Origin of the sequence: Blastococcus sp. VKM Ac-2987 (assembly GCF_026967805.1) — a bacterium.
In the GTDB taxonomy this organism is placed as follows: Bacteria; Actinomycetota; Actinomycetes; order Mycobacteriales; family Geodermatophilaceae; genus Blastococcus.
In genome coordinates, this window is sequence record NZ_JAPVBG010000003.1 from 706,458 (window position 1) to 729,571 (window position 23,114).

At 75.5% G+C, this 23,114-nt stretch carries 20 protein-coding genes and 1 pseudogene; 8 read left to right on the plus strand and 13 right to left on the minus strand.

Features of this window, described 5'->3' with window-relative positions; translation table 11 throughout:
* Nucleotides 1-37: 37 nt before the first annotated feature.
* A complete protein-coding gene (locus O2W17_RS18645) occupies nt 38-955 on the plus strand; it encodes a Wzz/FepE/Etk N-terminal domain-containing protein (protein ID WP_269193945.1) in 918 nt (305 codons plus the stop codon).
* Nucleotides 956-979: 24 nt separating this feature from the next.
* Here O2W17_RS18645 and O2W17_RS18650 read toward each other — a convergent pair whose 3' ends face one another.
* On the minus strand, nt 980-1,933 hold the full coding sequence (locus O2W17_RS18650) for a UDP-glucuronic acid decarboxylase family protein (protein WP_269193946.1): 954 nt from the start codon (nt 1,931-1,933) through the stop codon (nt 980-982).
* Nucleotides 1,934-2,063: 130 nt separating this feature from the next.
* A complete protein-coding gene (locus tag O2W17_RS18655; RefSeq protein ID WP_269194402.1) occupies nt 2,064-3,770 on the minus strand; it encodes a peroxidase family protein in 1,707 nt (568 codons plus the stop codon).
* Between the two features lie 244 nt (nt 3,771-4,014).
* Between O2W17_RS18655 and O2W17_RS22310 the strand changes: the two are divergent.
* A pseudogene (locus O2W17_RS22310) lies at nt 4,015-4,260 on the plus strand (GNAT family N-acetyltransferase); the annotation flags it as partial.
* Between the two features lie 121 nt (nt 4,261-4,381).
* Here O2W17_RS22310 and O2W17_RS18660 read toward each other — a convergent pair.
* Nucleotides 4,382-5,317 carry an alpha/beta hydrolase gene (locus tag O2W17_RS18660; protein WP_269193947.1) on the minus strand — a complete coding sequence of 312 codons (936 nt, stop codon included), beginning with the start codon at nt 5,315-5,317 and terminating at the stop codon, nt 4,382-4,384.
* A 67-nt stretch (nt 5,318-5,384) separates the two neighbouring features.
* Nucleotides 5,385-6,884, minus strand: coding sequence for a flavin-containing monooxygenase (locus tag O2W17_RS18665; protein ID WP_269193948.1), 1,500 nt, complete (start codon nt 6,882-6,884; stop codon nt 5,385-5,387).
* Nucleotides 6,885-6,995: 111 nt separating this feature from the next.
* Here O2W17_RS18665 and O2W17_RS18670 point away from each other — a divergent pair, with 111 nt between their 5' ends.
* Nucleotides 6,996-8,012, plus strand: a complete 1,017-nt coding sequence (locus O2W17_RS18670; RefSeq protein ID WP_269193949.1) for an AraC family transcriptional regulator — start codon at nt 6,996-6,998, stop codon at nt 8,010-8,012.
* A 9-nt stretch (nt 8,013-8,021) separates the two neighbouring features.
* Here the strand turns inward: O2W17_RS18670 and O2W17_RS18675 are convergent, their stop codons facing one another.
* From O2W17_RS18675 to O2W17_RS18690, 4 genes are all read right to left on the minus strand, one after another.
* Complete coding sequence (locus O2W17_RS18675; protein ID WP_269193950.1) at nt 8,022-9,014, minus strand: YihY/virulence factor BrkB family protein; 993 nt, start codon at nt 9,012-9,014, stop codon at nt 8,022-8,024.
* Nucleotides 9,011-9,343 (minus strand): DUF6544 family protein, encoded by a 333-nt coding sequence (locus O2W17_RS18680; protein WP_269193951.1) that lies wholly within the window; start codon nt 9,341-9,343, stop codon nt 9,011-9,013. The genes O2W17_RS18675 and O2W17_RS18680 overlap by 4 nt, the downstream gene beginning before the upstream one ends.
* Before the next feature lie 89 nt (nt 9,344-9,432).
* Entirely contained in the window at nt 9,433-9,678 is a 246-nt protein-coding gene (locus O2W17_RS18685) for a DUF6544 family protein (RefSeq protein WP_269193952.1), read from the minus strand.
* Entirely contained in the window at nt 9,665-10,576 is a 912-nt protein-coding gene (locus O2W17_RS18690; protein ID WP_269193953.1) for a hypothetical protein, read from the minus strand. The genes O2W17_RS18685 and O2W17_RS18690 overlap by 14 nt, the downstream gene beginning before the upstream one ends.
* Before the next feature lie 519 nt (nt 10,577-11,095).
* On the opposite strand from O2W17_RS18690, the gene O2W17_RS18695 reads away from it, so the two are divergent.
* On the plus strand, nt 11,096-13,726 hold the full coding sequence (locus tag O2W17_RS18695; protein WP_269193954.1) for a bifunctional GNAT family N-acetyltransferase/acetate--CoA ligase family protein: 2,631 nt from the start codon (nt 11,096-11,098) through the stop codon (nt 13,724-13,726).
* A gap of 9 nt (nt 13,727-13,735) precedes the next feature.
* On the opposite strand, the gene O2W17_RS18700 is transcribed toward O2W17_RS18695, so the two are convergent.
* On the minus strand, nt 13,736-14,656 hold the full coding sequence (locus O2W17_RS18700; RefSeq protein ID WP_269193955.1) for a universal stress protein: 921 nt from the start codon (nt 14,654-14,656) through the stop codon (nt 13,736-13,738).
* Nucleotides 14,653-16,995, minus strand: coding sequence for a phosphoenolpyruvate synthase (ppsA, locus tag O2W17_RS18705; RefSeq protein WP_269193956.1), 2,343 nt, complete (start codon nt 16,993-16,995; stop codon nt 14,653-14,655). The genes O2W17_RS18700 and ppsA overlap by 4 nt, the downstream gene beginning before the upstream one ends.
* Before the next feature lie 250 nt (nt 16,996-17,245).
* Here ppsA and O2W17_RS22315 point away from each other — a divergent pair, with 250 nt between their 5' ends.
* The 3 genes from O2W17_RS22315 (at nt 17,246) to O2W17_RS18715 (ending at nt 18,831) form a co-directional block, all read left to right on the plus strand.
* Nucleotides 17,246-17,572 (plus strand): HAD family hydrolase, encoded by a 327-nt coding sequence (locus tag O2W17_RS22315; RefSeq protein ID WP_442864588.1) that lies wholly within the window; start codon nt 17,246-17,248, stop codon nt 17,570-17,572.
* Complete coding sequence (locus tag O2W17_RS18710; RefSeq protein WP_269193957.1) at nt 17,509-17,682, plus strand: hypothetical protein; 174 nt, start codon at nt 17,509-17,511, stop codon at nt 17,680-17,682. The genes O2W17_RS22315 and O2W17_RS18710 overlap by 64 nt, the downstream gene beginning before the upstream one ends.
* Before the next feature lie 108 nt (nt 17,683-17,790).
* On the plus strand, nt 17,791-18,831 hold the full coding sequence (locus O2W17_RS18715; RefSeq protein ID WP_269193958.1) for an alcohol dehydrogenase catalytic domain-containing protein: 1,041 nt from the start codon (nt 17,791-17,793) through the stop codon (nt 18,829-18,831).
* Nucleotides 18,832-18,882: 51 nt separating this feature from the next.
* Here the strand turns inward: O2W17_RS18715 and O2W17_RS18720 are convergent, their stop codons facing one another.
* Nucleotides 18,883-19,893 (minus strand): Acg family FMN-binding oxidoreductase, encoded by a 1,011-nt coding sequence (locus tag O2W17_RS18720; protein ID WP_269193959.1) that lies wholly within the window; start codon nt 19,891-19,893, stop codon nt 18,883-18,885.
* A gap of 23 nt (nt 19,894-19,916) precedes the next feature.
* Nucleotides 19,917-20,486, minus strand: a complete 570-nt coding sequence (locus O2W17_RS18725) for a flavodoxin domain-containing protein (protein WP_269193960.1) — start codon at nt 20,484-20,486, stop codon at nt 19,917-19,919.
* A 222-nt stretch (nt 20,487-20,708) separates the two neighbouring features.
* Here O2W17_RS18725 and O2W17_RS18730 point away from each other — a divergent pair, with 222 nt between their 5' ends.
* Nucleotides 20,709-21,383 (plus strand): response regulator, encoded by a 675-nt coding sequence (locus O2W17_RS18730; protein ID WP_269193961.1) that lies wholly within the window; start codon nt 20,709-20,711, stop codon nt 21,381-21,383.
* A gap of 15 nt (nt 21,384-21,398) precedes the next feature.
* Here the strand turns inward: O2W17_RS18730 and O2W17_RS18735 are convergent, their stop codons facing one another.
* Nucleotides 21,399-23,099 carry a sensor histidine kinase gene (locus O2W17_RS18735; RefSeq protein ID WP_269193962.1) on the minus strand — a complete coding sequence of 567 codons (1,701 nt, stop codon included), beginning with the start codon at nt 23,097-23,099 and terminating at the stop codon, nt 21,399-21,401.
* Between the last annotated feature and the right edge of the window lie 15 nt (nt 23,100-23,114).

Below are 23,114 nucleotides of genomic sequence, written 5' to 3' on the forward strand. Positions count from 1 at the left end.
TCCCGGGAACGCGGTCCGTGCCGGTACGTTCTCCGCCGTGCTCGAGACTGCACCTGACGTGACGGCGCACGCACCCGCGGACCGCGCCGGTGGCGTGCACCGGCAGGATCCCGCCCAGCCCGGAGCGGTGGAGTACCTTGCCGCCCTCCGCCGCTACTGGTGGCTCGCGCTGGCCACCTTCCTCGTCGTGCTGGTGGTGGCCGTCGCGTCGCTGTTCGTCGTCGGCCCGGTGTACCGGGCGCAGGCGGAGGTGCTGGTCCGCACGGAGGACAGCCGCCAGCTCTTCCCGCGGACCGGCGGCACCTCGGCCGGCGCCCTGATCCGGTCCCCGGCTGCCGAGCTCGTGTACGTGGGCAGCGACGTCTTCCAGGAGCTCGCCGCCGAGGCCGCGGGGGACGAGGCCGAGGTCGAGGTGCGCGGCACCGCCGACTCCAGCGCGCTGGTCTTCGTCGCCGAGGCCGGGAGCCCCGAGGGTGCGCGGGAGGCGGCGCAGACCTGGGCCGAGACCTACGTGGCGGTCCGCCACGCGAGCGACGTCGCGGAGACCGCGGCGCTGCGGGACCTGCTGATCGCCGACCGGGACGCCCTGCGGGCGCGGCAGCAGGAGATCCTCCAGCCGGTCGCCGCGCTGGACGAGGCGGTGGCCGTGGAGACCGACCCGGTCGAGCTCTCCCGGCTGCTCAACCAGCGGCTGGCCATCCAGCGGACGCTCAGCTCCGAGCTCGACCCCGTGGAGACGGAGCTGCGCCGGCTGAACACCCAGATCGCCGGCCTGGACGTCGACCTGCGCGTGCTGGAGAACGCCCAGGCGCTCGCGTACGTCAGCAGCGCGGCCGAGCTGCCCGAGGAGCGGGCGAACGGGTCGTTCCGGCAGAGCCTGCTGGTCGGCGTCGTCGCCGGCCTGGTCCTCGCCGGCGGCGCGGTCGCCGCGGCGCAGGCGTGGCGCCGCCGCTGAGCGACGGGTGGGCGGCCTCCTGCCTCAGCGGGCGGTGCGCACCACGTCCGGGTGGGTGGAGAACCAGTCGATGGTGCGCTTGAGGCCCTCGTCGAGGGCGACCTGCGGCTCCCAGCCCAGCGTCCGGCGGGCGAGGGTGATGTCGGGCTGGCGGACCGTCGGGTCGTCCTCGGGGCGGGGGATGAACTCGATCGTCGAGGTGGAGCCGGTCAGCTCCTGAATCCGCCGGGCCAGGTCGATGACCGGGAACTCGTGCGGGTTGCCGATGTTCATCGGGCCCGGCTCCGACGACAGCAGGAAGCGGACGAGCCCCTCGACGAGGTCGCTGACGTAGCAGACGGACCGGGTCTGGCTGCCGTCCCCGGCCACGGTCATCGGCTCGCCGGCCAGGGCCTGCCGGATGAACGTGGGGATGGCCCGGCCGTCGCGCGGGCGCATGCGCGGGCCGTAGGTGTTGAAGATCCGCACGATCGCGGTGTCCACGCCGTGGGTGCGCCGGTAGGCCGACGTCAGCGCCTCCGCGAACCGCTTGGCCTCGTCGTACACCCCGCGCGGGCCCACCGGGTTCACGTTGCCCCAGTAGGTCTCCGGCTGCGGGTGGACCAGCGGGTCGCCGTAGGTCTCGGACGTGGAGGCCAGCAGGAAGCGGGCGTTCTTCTCCTTGGCCAGGCCGAGCGAGTGCAGCGTGCCGATCGAGCCGACCTTCATCGTGTGGATCGGCAGCTCGGCGTAGTCGATCGGGGAGGCGGGGGAGGCGAAGTGCAGGACGTGGTCGACCGGCCCCGGCACGTGGACGTAGTCGGTGACGTCGGCCCGGATCAGCCGGAAGCCCGGGTGCTCCAGCAGGTGCGCCACGTTGGCCGGCGTCCCGGTGAGGAAGTTGTCCAGGCAGACCACCTCGACGTCCCGGTCGAGCAGCGCCTCGCACAGGTGCGACCCGAGGAAGCCGGCCCCGCCGGTCACGACAGCACGAGACATCGAAGGTCCTCTCCGACTGCAGCAGATGATCCGTGGGCGGGCACCGTAGCCCGTCCGGCCGCCTCGTGGGCGACCTGGTGCGGCGGACGGTGATCACGGCGGGAAGGCCCACCTCGAGCGACGGTGGACCTCAGGGGGTGAGGAGGTTGTCCGAGCCGACCGGGGAGGTCGCCTCCGGGTTGATCTCCTCCTCGGGCTCCAGCGGGAGGGGGCCGGTCTCCTCGACCTCGTCCTCGGGCTGGACGATCCGGGAGCGGGGGTCGAGCGCGTCGGCGAGCAGGATCAGGTCGCCGATCGTCTTCTTCTCCTGCCACTGGAACGCGGGCTTGAGGTTGAAGTAGGACTCGGGGTCCAGCGCCATGATGCCGAGGATGGTCTCGGCGACGATCCGGCCGCCGACCGGGCCGAGCTTGCGGCCCCTGGCGAGCAGCTCGGCCTCCTTGAGCACGTAGTACCAGAGCGGCGCCTTGCCCTCCCAGCCCGGCTGCTTGAGCCCGAGCTCCGCATTGGTCAGCGGGGTGATCCCCATGGCGGTGGCGACGTCCTGCCCGCACGGCAGCCCGAGCCGCTTGCCGCGCAGCAGGTTGCGCTCGGCGAGGGCGACGATCGCCTTGGCGGTGGGGGCGACCACGGTGGAGGGCAGCGTGAACAGCGGCAGGGACAGCTGGGTGTCGATCAGCCGGGCCATGTTGCGGTCGTCCGGCGGCTCGAGGCCGGGGATGTCGAAGAAGTAGTTCCAGTCGCACCACAGGTCGTGCGGGATCGGCCGGTTGCCGCGGAGGTCCTCGAAGCCGTCCGCGCCGAAGATCGGCACCGTGTGGCCGTCCTGCATCTCGTACTCGGCGCGGATCATGCTGTGGCCGAAGCGGTACGCGGCGCCCGAGTACTCGATCGGCATGTACGGGTTGTCGGGGTGCTCGGGCCGGTAGAAGGTGCCGGTGAACGTGATGGTGCCGTCGCGCTTGATCAGGCTGCTGACGACGTCCCGGCCGACGATGCGCGGCAGGTAGTCGTTGACGATCAGCCACTGGTAGTGCCAGCGGGTCTGCCGGCGGGCCTGGGCGTAGGTCATGCCCTGGTCCATGAACCGGTTGTGCAGCCGGATGAAGACGGTGTGCAACTGGGCGACGATGAGGTTCTCGTCGTTCCGCGGGTCGCCGAGGTAGGCGGCACCGACGTCGTCGCGCGGCAGGTCGACCAGGTCGTCGTGCGCCCAGACCCGCAGGTAGCCGTAGCGCTCCGGGTCGTACAGCTCGGGGCTGCCCTTGATGCCCTTGCCGTAGACGCTCCCCAGGTCGAACCACGGGGTGTCGTAGTTCCGCATGGCCATCGGGTCCTGCAGCCGGTGGGTGAGCGGCGTCTTGTCCAGGGTCATGTCGTGGTCGACGAACTGGCCGAAGTAGATGTAGCCGGCCGGCATGCCCGGGTTGTCGAAGGCGACGTCGCTGTCCTTGACGTCGGTCAGCGGCGCCTTGCCGTCGTTCATGCTCGCCGCGAGCCACAGCAGCAGCCCGTCGGTCGGGGCGAAGGGCGGCAGGTCCTTGAACATCAGCCCGAAGCGGGCCTCCAGCGTCCGGTCCACCCGGGCCGCGATCTCCGCGCCCCGCGGGTCGCCGACGGCGTGCGCGGCGGTCTCGGCGGGTGCGTCGGGGGCCGCGGTCGGTTCCGTCCCGGCCAGCGCCTCGGCGCGCGCCGTGCCGGCGAGGCCGCCGACGACGGGCACGGCCGCCATGGCGAGCGCCCCGGCGAGAAAGCCCCGCCGGGCCACCTCCCGCGATGCGCCCGCCCCGCTGAACGGGCAGCCGCCCGCGGCCCGGGAGTCCGGCTCCACCCTCATCGCCTCCACGCGTGCTCTCCGGCCCTGCGGCCCGTGACGGGAGCAGCCTCGCGATCGGGAGGACGGCGCGGCAGACGTGTCCGTGGGGTCGGCGGACCCCTAGTTCTGGGGGCGTCGGAGGGGTGGCCGGACGGGGTGCCTGGTTCCCGCGCCCGGCAACGGGTGTACTCGCGGGAGACGGGCGCCGTCGTGTCCTCCCGGACGACCGCGGCGGAGGCGGCCCCGGCCGAGGAGAGGAGATCCGGTGCAGGTCAGGGTCACCGACCCTGCCGAGCAGCACCGCTACGAGGGACGCGTCGACGGGGAACTGGCCGCGATCGCGGAGTACATCCGCACGCCGGAGCAGGTCGTCCTCACCCACACCGAGGTGCTGGCCGGGCACGAGGGGCGGGGGATCGCGTCGGAACCGGTCCGCCGGGCGCTGGACGACGTGCGACGCCAGGAGCTTGAGGTGCTGCCGCTGTGCCCCTTCGTCGCCGGCTGGATGGCGCGGCACCCGGAGGGCCACGGCGACCTGGAGTACCGCTCGCGCACCGCGCTCACCGCCGCGACGGACGGAGCGGCGGGCGCGCCGGAGGCGGGCCGGGTGCCCGGCCCGCCTCCGGCCCCGGTCAGCGCCGGATCAGCTCGCCGAACCGCCGGCAGCTCTCGTCGATCGCCTGCTGGGCGGCGGGGGAGACGGCGCCCATGTCGAAGAAGCCGTGGATCATGCCGTCGTAGCGCTGCACGGAGGCCTCGACGCCCGCGGCGCGCAGCGCCTCGCCGTAGGCCTCGCCCTCGTCGCGCAGCGGGTCGTACTCGGCGGTGACGACCACCGCCGGGGGCAGCCCGGAGAGGTCCGAGCCGTGCAGCGGGGACAGCCGCGGGTCCTTGGCGTCGTCCCAGGCCCCGGCGTAGTGGCCGTAGAACCAGTCCATCGTGTCCTTCTCGAGGAAGTAGCCCTTGGCGTTCTCGACGCGGGAGGGGTACTCGCCCTCGGCGTCGACGGCCGGGTAGATGAGGAACTGGCCGGCCAGCGGGGTGCCGTCGGCGCGCAGCGTCTGGGCCACCACCGCGGCCAGGTTCCCGCCGGCGCTGTCGCCGGCGAGCCCCAGCCGGTCGTCCCCGCCCAGCTCACCGAGGTGGCCGGCGACCCAGCGGGCCGCGGCCACCGCGTCGTCGGCGGCCGCCGGGAAGGGGTGCTCGGGGGCCAGCCGGTAGTCGACGGCGACGACCACCGCGCTGCTGCCCCGGCAGATGTGCCGGGCCATGTTGTCGTGGGTGTCGAGGTCGCCGATCACCCATCCGCCGCCGTGGAAGAAGACCACGGTCGGGAAGGGGCCGTCGCCCTCCGGCCGGTAGACCCGGGCCCGGAGGTCGCCGCCGGCGCCGGGAACGGTGCGGTCCTCCGTGCTCGCCACGGGGGCCAGCTGCTCGGGGGTGCGGGCGCCGTGGGTGAGCTGGAGGTACAGCGCCCGGCCGGCCTCGGGGCTGCCCTCGTACATGGGGGGCATCCCGGCGTCGTCCAGCATGGTCAGCAGTGCGGCGATGTGCGGGTCTACCGGCACGGGGATCTCCTGGGTCTGGGAGGGGTGGGGGACGACGGGTGGTGCACGCCCGTCGGTGGATCGTGGCTCAGCGGTAGCGCAGCGTCCCGTCGTCGAGGTCGGCGGCGGGCAGCGTCGTCCGTTCCTGGGCGTACTCGAGCAGGTGCGTCCACGGCTCGCGGTCGCCCTGCTTGAACATCAGGTGCATCGAGCGCGTGACGTAGCCCGGGTTGAAGTTCTCCGCGTCGGCCCACGGCAGCAGCGGCATGTCGGCGTCCTCCGGGCGGAGCTCGGGCACCACCGTCCCGGCACCCCGCTCGTCCGCGTGGGCCAGCAGCCGGCAGACGAACTCGCTGACCAGGTCGGCCCGCAGCGTCCAGCTGTGCCGGAAGTAGCCGAACACGTAGGCCATGTTCGGCACCCCGCTGATCATCACGCCGCGCCAGGTGACCCGGCTGGAGAAGTCGACCGGTTCGCCGTCGACGGTGAACGCGACGCCGCCGAAGACGCTGAGGTCGAAGCCGGTCGCGGTGACGACGACGTCGGCCGGCAGCTCCTCACCGGAGGCCAGTGCGATCCCGGTCGCGGTGAACCGCTCGATCGTGTCGGTGACCACCGAGGCCGTGCCCTCGCGCAGCGCGGCGAACAGGTCGCCGTCGGGGATGAGGGCGAGGCGCTGCTGCCACGGCCGGTAGGTCGGGTTGAAGTGCCGGTCGATGTCGAAGCCCTCGGGCAGCTGCTCGCGCATCGCGTCGAGCAGCATGGTGCGGAGCTCGTCCGGCGACTCGAACGACATCCGGGTGATCTCGTCACCCTCCGCGATGTAGGCCCGGCGCAGGATCTCGTGCGTCCACTCGTCCGGGACGTCGAGCAGCCGCAGCGTCTCCGCCAGCTCATGGGTCTTCGGGCGGGCGAAGAAGAACGTCGGCGACCGCTGCAGCATCGTCACGTGCTCCGCGGTCTGCGCGATGGCCGGGATGAGGGTCGCCGCCGTCGCGCCGGAGCCGATCACCACCACGCGCTTGCCGGTCAGGTCCAGGTCGTCGGGCCACTGCTGCGGGTGGACGACGAGCCCGCCGAACCGGTCCATGCCTTCCCACTGCGGCCGGTAGGGCCGGCCGTGGTCGTAGTAGCCCTGGCACATCCACAGGAAGCCGGTCGTGAAACGCAGCTCCTCGCCGGTGTCCTCCCGGGTGACCTCGACCGTCCAGAGCCGGTCCTCCGACGACCAGCTCGCGGCGCTCACCCGGTGCCGGAAGCGGATCCGCTCGCGCAGCCCGTCCTCGTCGATGACCTCGTCGAGGTAGGAGAGGATCTCCTGCGACGTGGCGATCGACGCCCCGCGCCACGGCTTGAACCGGTAGCCGAAGGTGAACAGGTCGCTGTCGGACCGGACGCCGGGATAGCGGTGGGTCCACCACGTGCCGCCGCGGTCCTCGAGCGCGTCGAGGACGGCGAAGGACTTCCCGGGGAACCGCTCCTGCAGGTGGTGCGCCGCACCGATCCCCGAGATCCCGGCGCCCACGATCAGGACGTCGACGTGCTCGGTCGCCGTCTCCGTCGTACCGGTCTGCTCCAGCAGTGTCATGGTGTGCGACCTCGCCCTCCGCGCCGTGTGCGTCCTGGCGGACGGTAGGTGGCCGACGCGGTTGTGAGCCATGACACAATTGGACATCCATTGAGAAATCCGGCCAAACCCATGCACGCCTCGATCCGGGGCACGGGCAGCGTCGCGCTCCTCTGCGCCTTCGCCGCCGAGCACGGCCTGCCCGTGGAGCGGGCGCTGCACGCCACCGGCATCAGCGAAGCCGCGCTGAGCGATCCCGCCGCGGAGATCACCGCGGCGCAGGAGGTGCGCCTGGTCGCCACCCTCACCGGCGAGCTGCCCGAGCACCTCGGCCTGGTGGCCGGTCCGCGCTACCGGCTGACCACCTACGGCATCTGGGGCTTCGCCCTGCTGTCGAGCCGGACGTTCCGCGAGAGCCACGAGGTGGGGATGCGCTTCCTCGACCTCACGTACGCGCTGACCCGGATCAGCGCGGAGGAGCGCGACGGCGAGCTGCTGATGCTCTTCGACGACCTGGACCTGCCCGAGCCGGTGCGCCGGTTCGTCCTGCTGCGCGACACGTCGGCGACGGTGGAGATCTGGCGGGAGACGCTCGGCCGGGCGGTCGTGCCCCGGCGGGTCGCCCTGCGGATGCCGGCGCCGCCGGACCCCGCGCCGTACGAGGCCGCCTTCGGGGTGCGGCCCACCTTCGGGGCGAGCCGTTCGGTCCTGGCCTTCGACGCCGGGCTGCTCGACGAACCGCTGCCGCACGCGGCTCCGCTGACCGCGGCCTCGTGCGCCGCCCAGTGCCGCGAGCTGCTGGAGCGGCGCCACGCGCGGTCGGGGATCAGCGGCCGGGTGCGCGACGTCCTGCTCCGCGAGCCGTGGCGGATGCCGGCCCAGGCGGAGGTGGCCGCGGCGCTGCACCTGAGCGTGCGGACGCTGCGCCGCCACCTCGACGACGAGGGGACCAGCTACCGCGCGGTCGTGGACCAGACGCGCGAGCACCTCGCGGAGGAGCTGCTGCTCACGGCCGGCCTGAGCGTCGAGCAGGTCGCCGAGCGGATCGGCTACGCGGAGGCGTCGAGCTTCGTGCACGCCTTCCGGCGCTGGAAGGGCCTCACCCCCGGCCGCTGGGCCCAGGCCGCCCGGGCCGGGACCACCCGCTGAGCCCCCGGTTCAGCGGTCCTCCGGGTACGGCGGTGCGCTGTCGGCCACGACGGCGCCCCGCTCGCCGAGCGGCTGGTCCGGGCCGACCGTGGAGTCGCGGGTGGTCTGGCGCTCGGTCTCGGCGTTGATCGCCGCGCCGACGATGATCAGGAAGACCGTCACCCACAGCCACAGCATGCTGATCGCCACCCCGGCGAGGGAGCCGTACGTCGTGCGGTAGCTGCCCAGCTGCTCGACGTAGGTGAAGAGCCCGAGCGTGGTCGCCAGCCACAGCACCGTCGCGATCGCCGAGCCGGCGGAGATCCAGCGCAGCCGGGCCCCCTTCCGGTCGGGGGCGAACCGGTACAGACCGGCGAGCACCGTGGCCATGAGCAGCGCGAGCATCCCCCAGGTCAGCACCGGCGCGCCGGCCCGGACGGGGCCGGGCGCCCCCGCGAGCCACCGCGAGACCGCCCCCGACCCGGCGATGACGCCCCCGAGGACGGCGGCCCCGGCCAGCACGAGCAGGAGGGCGAGCCCGGCGCGGCGCAGGAAACTGCGGGTCTCGGTCTCGTGGTAGGCCAGCGTCAGCCCGTCGATCAGGTAGGTCATGGCCGTCGTCGCGGTCCACAGCGCCACGACCAGGCCGGTCAGCCCGCGCCAGGTGAGCACCTGCCCCGACGCGGTCGTGATCGTCGTGAGCTGGTCGGCCACCATCGGCTCCAGCTCGCTGGGCAGCATCTCGGTCACGTCCGAGAGCTGGGCCAGTGCCTGCTCCGGGGTGTTGACGGCGCCGTAGACCGAGATCGCCGTCACCAGCACCGGGGCGATCGACAGGAGCGCGAAGAAGGCGACCCCGGCGCTCTGCACCATGAGCCGGTCGCTCAGCACGTGCCGCGCCACCCGCCGGAGGACCGAGCGCCAGGACCGGGCCGACAGGCCGCCGGGGGAGCGCGCGTCGTACGACGGGGCATCGCGCCCAGCCGTGGCCGCCGCACGCGCACCCCCGTCGCCCGAGGTCATGGCTCATCACACCTGCGGTTCCGCCCTCCCGCAACACCGCCGGTGCCGCTCGGACCGACCCGGTCGGCGCGAGCGGGCGGCAGGACCGGGTCCAGCCCGACCAGCCGCAGCTCGGCATAGCGGTACGGCCCGTCGGGCAGGTGCCAGAAGGCGGCGCCCACGGTCATCCGCGGCCGGCCGTCGACGACGGTCCAGCCGTCCACCGGGGTGCTCCAGAGCGCCCGGACCCGGCCACCGGGCAGGTCGGCCCACCGGTCGGAGCTGCGGACGTCGCGCGGCCGGCCGGCGTCGTCGAGGAGGACCTCCGCCCTCAGGTGTCCCAGCCCCACATGGGCAGCACGCGGGCGGCCACCAGCCGCATGCGGAACAGCCGTCCGACCTCGACGGCGGAGTCGTACTGCCACGCGTCAAGCGGCAGTCACGGGCCGCCGGGACGGAGCCGGAACCGGCCCCGGAGGTGGGCGCGGAACGACCAGGTGCGCGGCCGACCGACCACCCCCATGGCCCGCAGGTACCGGGCTGCCGCGGCAGGCAGGCCGGCGAGGTCGGCCTCGGTCACCGGTCCGGCCGCGGACGGCCCGGTGGGCAGCCCGGCCTCGGCGACCCCGCGGGTGGACCCCCGGGGCGGCCGCGCGGCGCCGGCCGGGACGTCAGGCGTGGACATCGGCATCCCCGGCCTCCGCGCTCGGGACCCGGGAGGGCACGGCCCGGACCAGGCGGACCAGCAGCCGGGTGCCCAGCGCGCCCAGGACGCCGAAGCCGGCGATCGGCCCGATCACCTCCGCGGCGGTGAACGAGATCCCGGCCGCGGCCTGCAGCACGGTGCTCAGGGCGATGGTCGGCAGCAGCAGGGCGATGGTGACCAGCAGCGGCGCGGCCAGGAGGTAGCCCATCGGCTCCCGGCGTCGCACCAGCATCCCGGCCAGCGCGGCGGCCGGGGCGACGACGGCCAGGTCGAGGGAGAAGGTGACGGGCGTCGTGTAGACGTCGAGGAGGTCGGGGGCGCCCCCGCGCAGCAGGGCGGTGACCAGCGGCTGGAGCCAGACGACGGCGGTCACGGCGGCCGACGCCAGCAGGAGGCGCGAGAGGGAGCGGTGCGGGAAGTCCGGTGCCGCGGCGACCGCGGCAAGGGCCGCCCGGTCCATCCCGGCGACGGCGGCACCGAGTCCGAACAGGCTGGTGGACAGGAGGGTGACGTAGGCGAGGTACAGGGGGTTGTACGCGACCCCCAGCGCGTAGTTGGCGTAGACGTACAGCAGGTAGCCCAGCGATCCGGCGAGCAGCAGCGTCCCGCGAGGTGAGTGCCTGCGGTGTTCCAGCCAGGCGGTGACCACCAGCGGGATGCCCAGGCCGAGGACCACCGCGTCCACAGCGGTGTTGCCGGCTGCGGTGAAGACCGTGTCGTAGCGGTACAGCCCGCTCCCGGCCAGCTCCGCGGTCTGACCGCGCGGTGTCACGACGGGAACCGGCTGACCGGACGGGCGGCGGAGCAGGCCGGTGGCCGCCACCGCCGCACCGATGGCGGCCACCAGTCCGGGCAGCCGGCGCAGTGCTCGCTCCACGCGGCCTCCTCTCCGTCGGGGGCGGCCCGCGGTCGGGCCGGCGCGGACCCGACGCTAGGGAGCCGGCCGGTGTCAGCAGCACCGCCGAACGACTCCCCGGGGGAGGGACCAAGGCACCTGGCCGCCCGCGTGCGCGGGCCCGGACGGCGGCTGCCCGACGGCACCCGGCCACCGCGGGGCAGCTCCTGGCCGGCTGCCGCCGCTCCGAACACCACCGTGGTCCGCGCACGTCGTACGCCGGGCGCCGGGTAGCCGCCTCCGGCGGGGGAGTCGGGCCCTTCGACCCTCCCCGGCGCGCGGGGGACGACGTCACCGTGGCCGCATGGCCACAGCACTGCAGACGGTCGGCGCCCTGCGCGGCGCCGGTCCGGCGTCCAGGCCGGTGGTAGCCGCCGGAGCCGCGTGCCGCCGCCCGGTCGCCGAGCGGTGAGAACCGCCGAGAACGGCCCGACCTCGCCGGCTCCGGAGCCGCCGGCCGCCCCGGTGCGGGCCGCGGTGCCGCCCGCCACGGCCCGGCACGTGCCGACGCGTCCGGTCCGCGTGCTCCTGCGCTCGGGCGTGCCCGCCCTGATCGCCCCGCTCGGCCCGGCGGACGCCGGGGAGCTGCTGGACCTGCACGAGAGCCTGTCCGACCGCGACCGGTACCTGCGCTTCGCCACGGTGCACCCCGGCGATCTCCCGGCCTACATCGCCCAGTCCCTCGCTCCCGCGCACGGCGGGTCGACGCTCGGTGCACGCGTCCGCGGCCGCCTCGTCGGAGCGGTGCAGCTGCTGCCGGTCGGGGGTGATCTCGCCGAGGTGGCCGCGGTCGTCGACGCCCACGACCGGCACGAGGGGGTGGCGACGGTGCTGCTGGAAGAGCTGGCCGCGGTCGCGCAGCGGATGGGCGTGCACCGGTTCCAGGCCTACGTGCTCGCGGAGAACGGGCCGATGGTGCGGGTGCTCACCGATCTGGGGATGCCGCTCGAGCTCCGCCGGAACGGCGCCGATCTGTCGCTGGAGGTCGTGCTCGAGCCCGGCGACCGGTACCGCGCCGCCAGCGAGGACCGGTACCGCAGAGCCACCGCGGCCAGCCTCGAGCCGGTGTTCCGCCCGGCCGGCATCGCCGTCGTCGGCGCCGGCCGCGGCGAGGCGTCCGTGGGCCGCGCGGTGCTGCGCGGGCTGCGCGCCGCGGGGTTCTCCGGCGCGGTGCACGCCGTGAACCCGGCCGCCGACGAGCTGGAGGGGTTCCCCTGCCGCAGGTCCGTCCGGGACGTCCCCGGACCGGTCGACCTGGCCGTGCTCGCCGTGCCGGCCGCCGGCATCGCCGCCGCGGTGGAGGAGTGCGGCGAGGCCGGTGTGCGCGGGCTGGTGGTCCTCTCCGGGGGTTTCCCGGCGGTCCCCGGACTGGCCGGCCGCGTGCGGGATCTGGTCGACCGGTACGGCATGCGGATGGTGGGCCCGAACAGCGTCGGCGTCGCCGCGCCGGGGGAGCCCGCGCACCTGGACGCCACGTTCGCCGGCCGCACGCCTCCGGCGGGCGACGTCGGCCTGGTCGCGCAGTCCGGCGGGGTCGTCATCGCCGCGGCGGCCGGGTGGCAGCGGATGGGCCTGGGCCTGTCGACCATGGCCGCCATCGGTGACGCCCACGACGTGGGCGCCCGCGACCTGCTGGCCCGGTTCGACGAGGATCCAGGGACCCGCATCGCCGTCCTCTACGCCGAGAACGAACCCGATCTCCGCGGGCTCGCTCGCACCGCCGCCCACCTCGCCCGTCGGATGCCCGTCCTGGCGCTGGCGTCGGGCACCTCGGCCGCAGGCGCCCGTGCCGCTGCCTCCCACACCGCCCGGGCGGCCACGCCGTACGCCGTCCGCGAGGCCGCCTACGCCGGCGCGGGCATCCAGAGCGTCCCCGACCTCACCACCCTCACCGCGGCGGTGGCGTTGCTGCGCGGTCAGCCGCTGCCCCGGGCCGGCACCGTCGCCGTGCTGACCAACATCGGTGGTGGCGGCGTGCTGACCGCCGACGCCTGCGTGGCCGAGGGGCTGCCCGTCGAGCCGCTGCCCGGCGATCTCCGGGACCGGCTGAGCGCGGTGCTCCCGTCGCTGGCCGCGACCGGCAATCCCGTCGACGCCGGGGCCGCGGTCTCCGCCGACGCCTTCGCCGCGGCGTTGCGCTGCCTGCTGGCGGATCCGCGCGTGGGTGCGGTGGTCACGGTCACGGCGCCGACCGGGGTCAGCCATCCGGCGGAGGGCGTGGCTGCGGCGGTCGCGGCGGCCGGCAGCCCCGTTCCCGTGGTCGACGTCCGTCTCGCCGGGGACGGCATCCTGCACCGCCTCCCCGTCCGGGGTGGACCGGAGGACCGCTTCCTGCTGTCGGTGACCGAGCCGGCGCTGGCGGCCCGGGCCCTGGCCGTGGCGTGGCGCCGGGCGAGCTGGCTGACCCGCCCCGAGGACGGGCCGGTCCCGCCGCCGGACGTCGACGTCGTGGCCGCCCGGGCCGTCCTCGCCGGCGTGCTGGCCCGGTCGGCGGACGGTGGCTGGCTGCTGCCCCACGAGGCGGTGGCGCTCTGCACCGCGGCCGGGATCCCGGCGGTGCCCACCCGTTGGGCGGGCACCCCGGCCGTCGCGGCGGCCGCTGCCGTGGAGCTGGCCGGGCCGGTCGCGGTCAAGGGGGTGGTACGGGGCGTGGTGCACAAGGGCGACGCCGGGCTGCTGCGCCTGCCCGTGACGGACCCGGAGGAGGTGGCGGGCGTGGTGGCGGAGTGGCGGCACCGGGCTCGGGGGGACTGGCTCGGCGCCGTGGTGCAGCCGCTCGCGCCGGCCGGCGACGAGATCCTCGTGGGAGCGGTCCGCGACGCCGCGGCCGGTGCGGTGGTGGTGCTCGGTCCCGGTGGCCGGGCGACGGATGCGCTGGGCCACCGGGTGCACCGCCTGGCGCCGGTCGCCGACGCCGACGTCGCCGAGATGCTCGCCGGTACCGGGCTGTTCGCCACGGCGCACGGCCGGACGCTGGCGGCCGGCGCCGTGGCCGACTGCCTCCGCCGGGTGGCCTGGCTGGCCGACGCGCTGCCGGAGATCGCCGAGCTGGACGTCAACCCGCTGGTGGTCACCCCCACCGGTGCCCGGGCGCTGGACGTGCGCGCGCGGATCTGCCCGTTGCCGGGCTGAAGCCCGCGCTCAGACCACGGTCGCGGTCGGCGTCCGGGCCGGTTCCCCGACCGGGACCACCTGCACGGGGCAGAGCGCCCGGTGGAGGACGGCGTTGGTGGTCGACCGCAGGCTGCCGAGCACGCCGCCCCGCCGGTCGCGGCGGCCGACCACGAGCAGCTCGGCGGTGAGGCCGGCCGAGAGCAACACCTCGGCGGCGCCCGCGCGCTCGACCACCTGCCGCACCGGCACCCGGGGGTACCGCGCCGTCCACGGCTGCAGGAGGTCGGCCAGCAGCTCCTCCTCGCGGCGCTGGGCCGCGTCCACGCCGACCAGCGGGTCCAGCGCGACGTGGGCCGGTCCCGGGACCGGATGCCGCCAGGTGTGCACGGCCACGAGCGCGCACGCCCGGTCGGCCGCCGCGCGGAACGCCGCCTCCAGCACGGCTCCGTCCGCGCCGTCCGCCACGCCCACGACGACACCGGCACGGCCGCGGACCGACACTGCCGGCCGTCGGGGGACGACGAGCACCGGGCAGGCGCAGCCCCGCGCCACGGCGGCGGCCGTGGACCCGAGGATCACGTCCTCCAGGGAGCCGCTGCTGCGCGAGCCCAGGCACACCAGCTGCGCCGATCGCCCGGCGGCCAGCAGGACATCGGGGGCGCGTCCCTCCACCAGACGCGACCGCACGGTGAGCCCGGGCACGCTGCGCCGCAGCTCGTCCACCGCCGTCTCGAGCACCAGCTCGGCCATGACGTGCAGCGCGGCACGCCCGTCGAAACCCTCGGGCGCCGGCACCCTGCTCCCCACCGGCCACGGGAAGGCCAGCACCAGCTCCAGGGGCGCGCTGCGGCGGACCGCCTCCGCCGCGGCGAGCTGGACGGCGGCCGAGGCGTCGGCCGACCCGTCCACGCCCACCACGACCGGCGGCGTCACGGCCGGCCGGGTCACGGGGACACCGCCGCGGTCCGCCGGGCGGCCTCGAGCAGGACCCGCCGCTCCGCGGTGGCCAGGGCCCGGCGCGTGGCCGGGACCGCGGCCGGTTCCACCGAGACCGAGGTGATGCCGGCCCGCACCAGGTGCTCGACGTACTCCGGCCTCCGGGACGGGGCCTGACCGCACAGCGACGACGGCACGCCCATCCGCCGGGCGGTCGAGACGACCGAGTCGATGACGGCCAGCACCGCGGGGTCGGCCTCGTCGAACAGGTCGGCCAGGTCGGCGGAGTCGCGGTCGACCCCCAGGACCAGCTGGGTCAGGTCGTTGCTGCCGATCGAGACACCGCCGACGCCCAGGCCGATGTACTCCGGCAGCCAGTGCGCCACCGAGGGCACCTCCGCCATGACCCACCGGCGCAGGCCCCGCTGGCGCCCGAGGGGGCTGTCGTCGATCAGCTGCAGGCACGCCTCCAGCTCCCACCGGGTGCGCACGAACGGCACCATGACCGCCACCCCGGGGAACTCCTCGCGGACCCGCGCCAGCGCCGCCAGCTCCAGCCGGAGCAGGGAGGGGTCGTGGACGTAGCGGATGCAGCCGCGGAGGCCGATCATCGGGTTGTCCTCGACCGGCTCGTGGATCTCCCCGCCGGTGAGCCCGCGGAACTCGTTCGTGCGGAGATCGGCGGTGCGGTAGACCACGGGCCGGGGGGCGAAGGCGCGGGCGATGGTCCGCAGCGAGCCCGCCAGGGCGTCCACCACCTGGTCCGACTCCCCGCGCGCGATCATCTCCGACGGGTGCCGGCCGCCGAGCGCCCGCGTCAGGAGGAGCTCCGCCCGCAGGAGGCCCACGCCGTCCACCGGCAGCGCGGCCGCGGCCTGCGCCTGCCCGGGGTCGGCGAGGTTCACGTGCAGTCCCGTGCCGGTGATCTCCGCCGCGGTCGCGGAGGTCGCACCCGGCGCAGCGGCCGTGCCGGGAGCGGGTGCCGCCGGGGCGGCGGGCGTCCGCCGGCCGGGGAGCACGTCGCCGGTGTCGCCGTCGACGGTCACCTCCATCCCGTCGGACAGCGTCGTCGTCCCGGTCCGGGTGCCGACGACCGCGGGCACACCGAGCTCCCGCGCGACGATCGCGGCGTGGCAGGTGACCCCGCCGCTGTCGGTGACCACCGCGGCCGCGCGGCGCATCGCGGGCATCCAGTCCGGGTTCGTGAGCGGGGCCACCAGGACCTCGCCGTCCCGCAGCCGGCTGCCGTCGGCGGGGGACTGCAGGACGCGGACCCGACCGGACGCCCGGCCCGGTGAGGCAGCGAGGCCGTGCAGGAGGCGCTCTCCGGCGGGCTCCGCGGCGGCCGGGGCCGGAGCGACCTGCCCGAGGGTCGTGACCGGCCGTGCCTGGACCAGCCAGAACCTCTCGTCGTCCGCCGCCCACTCCACGTCCTGAGGTCGCCCGTGCAGGTCCTGGACCCGCAGGGCGAGACCGGCGACGGCCACGGCCTCCGCCTCCGAGAGGACCGGAGGCCCACCGGCCACGACCGGCGCGGTGCGGTCGCCGCCGTCCGGACCGCGGACCACCTGCACCCGCTGGGTGCCGCGGTGCACGGTGAGCAGCCGCGGGCCGTCCGCGTCCAGCACGTAGGTGTCGGGCTCCACCTCGCCGCTCACCACCACCTCGCCCTGGCCCCAGGCGGCTTCGACGACCACCCGGTCGCGGCGGCCGGTGACGGGGTCGGCGGTGAAAGCCACGCCCGCGCGCCGCGCGGTCACCATCAGCTGGACCACCACGGCCAGGTCGGGGACGTCCGGATCGCCCCGCTCCGCCCGGTAGGCGACCGACCGGGGCGCGAACACCGACGCCCAGCAGTCGACGACCGCGGCGAGCACGGCGTCGACCCCGGAGACGTTGGTGAAGCTGGCGTTCATCCCGGCGAAGGAGGCCTCGCCGCTGTCCTCGCCCACGGCCGACGACCGCACGGCGACCGGGGGGGCCTGCCCCAGGGCGGCGTAGGCGGTGCGCAGCTCCGCCACCAGTGCCGGCGGCGGCCCGGCCCGGCGCACCAGCTGCTGGACGTCACGGCAGGCCGCCGCCAGCCGGTCGCGGACGGCGGCCGGAGCACCCGGGCGGGCCGCCGCCAGCGCCTCGCGGTGCCGCCGGTCGAGCTCCTCGGGCAGCCCGGCCGCGGCGACGGCCGCCCGGAGCGCGGCGGCCGTCACGACCAGGCCGTCCGGCACCGGTAGCCCGGCGTGGAGCAGCTCACCGAGGTTGGCGCCCTTGCCGCCGACCCGGTCGACGTCCGACAGGCGGACGTCGCCCAGCCGGGTGACCAGCGCGGTCCGTTCCGGCGCGTGCGCGGTCATCGCCGGGGCCCGCGGGGGTACCCGGCCGCCGGGGCGCGCAGCTGTCCTGACATGGCTGCTCCTCTCGAGGGTGCTCGGGGGCCAGCCTGGTGCGGTCGCGCCCGCGCGGCCGGGGTCCCCGGTCCCCGGCCGGCACGGACCTTCGGCCTGCTCGTGCCCGACGCGCGCCTCGGGCCCCACGGGCACGCGGGACCTCCGGCCCTGCGGTGCCCGCCACCCCCGGGACGACGCTGCCCCGGTGGCGGACGCGGTGGCGCACCGGTGGGCGGGGGAGGGCAGCCGGCTGCTGGCCGTCGCACGGGACGGGGCGCTGCTGGGGCTCGTCGAGCTGGACGACGCGGTGCGGCCGGAGGCGGCCGCCGCCATCGCAGCCTGCCACCGGGCGGGCATCCGCCCGGTGCTCGTCACCGGCGATCACGCGGGCACGGCCGAGGCCGTCGCCCGCGCAGCGGGCCTCGTCGACGACCAGCACCCGCTCGAGGGCAACGTGCTGGCGCGCGTGGAACCGGATGGGTGCCTCTCGCCGCGGCCGCCAACCTGCTGCTGCTCGTCGCCGGGGTCTACCTCCCGGGGCTGACCGGTCTCCTGCGGACCACCCCGCTGGCGCTCGGCGAGTTCGCCGCGGCCGGTGCGGTACCGGCGCTCCTCGTCCTGCTGGGCCGTCACCTGCGTGTGCGGGTCGGCTGACGGGGTCCCCGACGGACCTTCGTCCCTCCGGCGACGGACGAGCGGACGTGTCCCGGAGCAGGTGCGGCGGCTGGACTGGCCGCACCCCCTGACGACGAGGAGACGAACATGTTGGCGCTCGCTTACCACGGTCCCGGCACGCGGTCCTGGGAGGAGGTGCCGGACCCCCGCATCGAGGACCCCGAGGACGCCCTGGTCAGGGTGGACGCCTTCACCATCTGCGGCACCGACCTGCACATCCTGCGGGGGGACGTCCCCGAGGTGACCAGCGGCCGCATCCTGGGCCACGAGGCGGTCGGCACCGTCCAGGAGGTCGGTGCGGGTGTGCGCACCGTCCGCGCGGGCGACCGGGTGCTCATCTCCTGCATCACCGCCTGCGGTCGCTGCCGCTTCTGCCGCGAGGCTCGCTACGGCCAGTGCCGCGGCGGAGGCGGCTGGGTGCTGGGGCACACCATCGACGGCGTGCAGGCCGAGGCGGTGCGGGTCCCGTTCGCCGACGGCTCCGTGCACCGGCTCCCGGACGACGTCTCCGACGAGGCCGCGTTGATGCTCGCCGACATCTTCCCGACCTCCTACGAGGTGGGTGCGCTCAACGGCGGCGTCCGGCCCGGTGACACGGTGGTCGTCGTCGGCGCCGGGCCGATCGGCCTGGCGGCGGTCATGACCGCCGGTCTCTACAGCCCCGAGCGGATCGTCGTCGTGGACCCGGTGGAGAGCCGGCGGGACGCGGCGCTCGCCTTCGGGGCGGACGTGGCCCTGTCGCCGGAGGACGCGGTGGGCGACGCCGTGCGGGGCCTCACCGACGGCCTGGGCGCCGACGTCACCATCGAGGCCGTCGGGCTCCCCGCCACCTTCGACATGGCGGTGGAGCTGGTGCGGCCCGGTGGCCGGGTGGCGAACGTCGGCGTGCACGGCCGGCCGACGACGCTGCACCTCGAGGACCTGTGGATCAGGGACGTCACGATCACCACCGGGCTGGTGGACACCTCGTCGACCCCGATGCTCCTGCGGATGCTGCGGGCCGGCCGGCTGGACGCGGGGCGCATGCTCACCCACCGGTTCGGCTTCGACGAGGTGCCCCGGGCCTACGACGTGTTCGACGACCCGGTCAGCTCGAAGGCGCTCAAGGTCGTCGTCGCGCGGAGGTAGCAGGGAGGGGTGGCCGCCGGACGGTCGGTCCGGCGGCCACCCCTCCGGTGCTCAGGACGCCGGACCGGACGGCCAGGGCCGGTCCAGCGGCTCGATCGTGTCGGCGAGCGGGCGCCGGCCGGTGCGCGGGACGGGGAGAGCGCTCATGGGCGCCCAGCCGAGGCGCACGATGACCTGCGGCTCCCCGCCGTCGCCGAGGAGGCCACGCAGCTGGGCGCGCGTCCCGGGCACCTCCAGGGGCTGGCTGATCGGATCGGTCGCCAGGCCCTGGCGCGTCGCGGTGAGCAGCACCGCGCTGAGCGCCTCGCCCGCCCGCAGCTGGTCGACGGCGCCGTCGGTCGGCGTGCCCAGGACCGCCAGCACCGTGCCGTCGGTCTCCTCCTCGCCGAGCGTGTTCTGGCGCTGCTCGGCGGCACCGAAGTGGCGGACCGGGACGGTGCCGTCCGGCCCGTCCGGGACGTTCGCGGCCGGGACCCCCTCCCGGGCCCCCCGGGCGCGACCGGTCCACGTCGCCGTCTCCTGCGCGAGGCCGGGGGTGAGTGCCTGCTCGACCGCCGCGTGCTCGACGAGGCGGGCCACGAGGTCCCGCGGGGCGGAGCCCTCGAGCACCTGCAGGAGGCCACCCTGTGCTGCCGCGGCGTCGCGCAGCTCGTCGAGGAACTCCGGCGGCACGGGCCAGGTGGAGAACACCCGCCGGTCGCTGCGCCGCCGCTCGACGGCCTGGGCCAGCGCGAGGTCCTGAGGGGTCGGGCGGCCCGGCATCGGCTCGACGGCGGCGAGGTGCGCCGGCTGGCGCGGATCGGGCATGCGGTGGACGGTGGTGCCGATGCCGGCGGCCAGCAGCGCCACCCGCAGGTGGTGGAGGGCCGCACCGCAGCTCAGCCGCAGGTCCCGGCCATCGGGGTCCGTGGCCGGCAGCGCGCGGGCCGGATCCGCGAACAGGTGGATGGAGCCGTCGCCGATCCGCCAGGTCCACGGTTGGGAGTTGTGGACCGACGGTGCCAGGTTGGCGAACGACACGGCGGCTCGGGCCGTCGATCGGTCCAGACGGGTGGTCAGCACGGCATCTCCTCGGATCAGCTGGGTCAGGGGTGGGCGTCGGCCGGCGGAGTCGCCGGCGGGCTCGGCGTGGGGCGGGCGTGCGGGAGCGCGGCGGCGACCGAGCGGGCCCACTGACGGACCGCCGGCCAGTCGCGGTGGTCGCCCGGGGCGGTGCCGGTCAGGCGGTAGAACACCCGTCCCCACAGCGGGGCCCGGGACAGGTCCACGACGCCGGCGAACATGCGGTGGTCGCGCGGTGCGAAGGCCGGCGGGAAGCCCTGCTGGATGCGCCGTAGCTCGCTCCCCGTCATGAACCGCATCCGCCGGCTGCCGTACGGGTCGGCCAAACCGCCCACGCTGAAGCACCAGACCGGCAGGCCGGTGCCCGCCGCGCGGCCGAGGAACTCCAGAGCGGGGGCCAGCCAGGCCATGTCGTGCACGGCGCTGCCGACGACCAGGGCGTCGAAGGCGCGCGGGTCCAGGTCCGGCCCCGCCGGGCGGCACGTCGTCCGGCAGCCGTGCCCGGTCAGCTCGGCCGCGATCGCCTCGGCCACCTCGACCGTGGACCCCGCCGCCGTCGCGTAGGCGACGGCGACCCGTGTCGATGCATCCATGGCGTCACGCTGCCGGGGCAGCCGCCCTCCGGGGGAGGGGCGGAGGTCACCGGGCGGGCGCTGCCGGGTCCCTGCCACCGTCGCCGATCGGAGGCGGCAGGTCGGGACCTTCGGCCCTGCGCCTCCCGCCGCCTCGTTCCTAGCGTTCACCCGGACGGAGGCGCCGCCGGTGCCGCCGGACGGCCGTGCCCGGGGACGGGCGGAGACCTCCAGGATGGACCCGTGAGCACCGAACAGCCGAGCCCGATCAAGGTCTTCCTGCTCGACGACCACGAGGTGGTCCGCCGGGGCGTCGCCGACGTCCTGGAGAGCTCCGGCGAGATCACCGTGATCGGCGAGGGCAAGAACGCCTCGGAGGCGCTGGCCCGCGTGCCGGCGCTGCAGCCGGACGTCGCCGTCCTCGACGTGCGGCTGCCCGACGGCGACGGCGTGACGGTCTGCCGGGAGCTGCGTTCCCGCATGCCCGACCTCAAGGTGATCATGCTGACCAGCTACAGCGACGACGAGGCGCTGTTCGAGGCGATCATGGCGGGGGCCTCGGGCTACCTGCTCAAGCAGATCCTCGGCCAGGACCTCGTCAGTGCCGTCCGCACCGTGGCCCAGGGTGGGTCGCTGCTCGACCCGACCGCGACCACGGCCGTCCTGGAACGCATGCGCCGCGCCGCCGAGCCCGCCGGCCCGCTCGCCAAGCTCAGCGACCAGGAGCGGACCGTGCTCGAGCTGATCGGTGAGGGGCTGACGAACCGGCAGATCGGGGAGCGCATGTTCCTCGCCGAGAAGACGGTGAAGAACTACGTGTCGCACCTGCTCGCCAAGCTCGGCTTCGAGCGTCGCACCCAGGCCGCCGTGCTGGCCGCGGAGCTGCGCAGCGCGCCGTCGGGCAGCCGTCCCCGCTGACCGCGACCGCCCCGCTCAGCGCAACGGGGCGCTCCAGCGGAACCGGGTCCCGCCGTCCGGCAGCGCACCGATGCGGGCGACCCCGCCCCGCTTCCGGGCGCGGTCCTCCAGGTTCCGCAGGCCGCTGCGCGCTGCGGCCTCGTCGATCCCGCTCCCGTCGTCGACGACCTCGACGACGACGTCGTCCGCGACGTCCAGGGTCACGGTCACGTGCTGGGCGCTCGCATGGCGGGCGACGTTGCTCACGGCCTCCCGCACCACGGCGACCACGTCCGCGCCGAGCGCGCCGGAGACCACGCTGTCCACCGCACCGGACATGCGGACCGTCGGCCGCAGCGCATCGCCCGCCGCCTCCGTCACGACGTCGAGGACCTGCCGGCGGAGGCTGTCACCGCCGTCGGCGGTGTCGGTCGAGTGCAGGTCGAAGATGGTCGTGCGGATGTCGCGGACGGTGCCGTCCAGCTGGCCGATGACGTTCTGGACGCGCCGCCGCCCCTCGGGGTCGCCGACCCGGGGGAGGACCGACTGCAGCGCGAGGCCGGCGGCGAAGACCCGCTGGATGACCAGGTCGTGCAGGTCGCGGGCGATGCGATCACGGTCCTCGTAGACGTCGAGCCGGCGGGCCAGCCGCTGGCGGGCGGCCATGTCCAGCGCGACGACGACCTGGTCGGCGAACACGCTGACCAGCGGGACCAGCGCCTCCGGGAACGGTGGCGCACCGGCCCGGCGGGCCACGACGACGACGGCCTGCCCGGCGTCCGAGCCGTGCAGCGGGATCCCCAGGCACGGCCCCCAGCGGACGTGCGCGTTGGGCCCCGCGTGGTCCAGCGCGGCGAGGTCCACCGTGCTGACCGAACCGGAGTCCTCGACCGCCAGGAGGACGGGGCTGTCCGCGGCGTCCAACCGCAGTCCCACGGTGTCCTCCAGCTCGAGGACGCTGCGCTGGGCGAGCACCACGTACCGGCCGTCGGCCTGGTCCGGGCCCGCCAGCAGCCAGGTGGCCTCGGCGCCGGTCAGGTCGGTGAGCCGGTCGGCCACCACGCCGAGGGCCTCGTCCGGTGACGTGGTGCCCAGGAGCGCCTGCCGGATGTCGGAGACCGCGGTCGTCCAGCGGCGCCGGCTCTCGGCCTCCTCGAACAGCCGGGCGTTGTCGATCGCGATCCCGGCGGCACCGGCCAGTGCGGTGAGGACGGCCTCGTCCTCGGCGGTGAACTCGCCCGAGGTCTTCTCCGTCATGTACAGGTTGCCGAAGACCTCACCGCGGACCAGCACCGGCACCCCGAGGAAGGTGTGCATCTCCGGGTGGTGCTGCGGGAAGCCGACCGAGGCGGGGTGCTGTCGCAGGTCGGCGATGCGCAGCGGGTAGGGATCGGTGATCAGCTGCCCGAGGACGCCCTTGCCCTCGGGCAGCGCGCCCATCCGCTCCGCCTGCTCCGCGTCGATGCCGACGGTGATGAAGGCCGCGAGCCCGCCACCGGCACCGAGCACCCCGAGGGCTCCGTACCGGGCCTCGACGAGGCCCGCGGCGGCCTCCACGATGCGGCGCAGCGTCGAGTCGAGGTCCAGGCCGGTGGACACGCTGAGGAACGCGTCGAGCAGGTGCTGCACGCGCGCCTGCGTGCGCGCGACCACCGAGAGCCGGTCCTGGACCTCGTCCAGCAGCTCGGTCAGCCGCATGCCCGAGAGGACCGACGAGAACTCCGCGGACGACGGCAAGCCGGTACGTGGGGA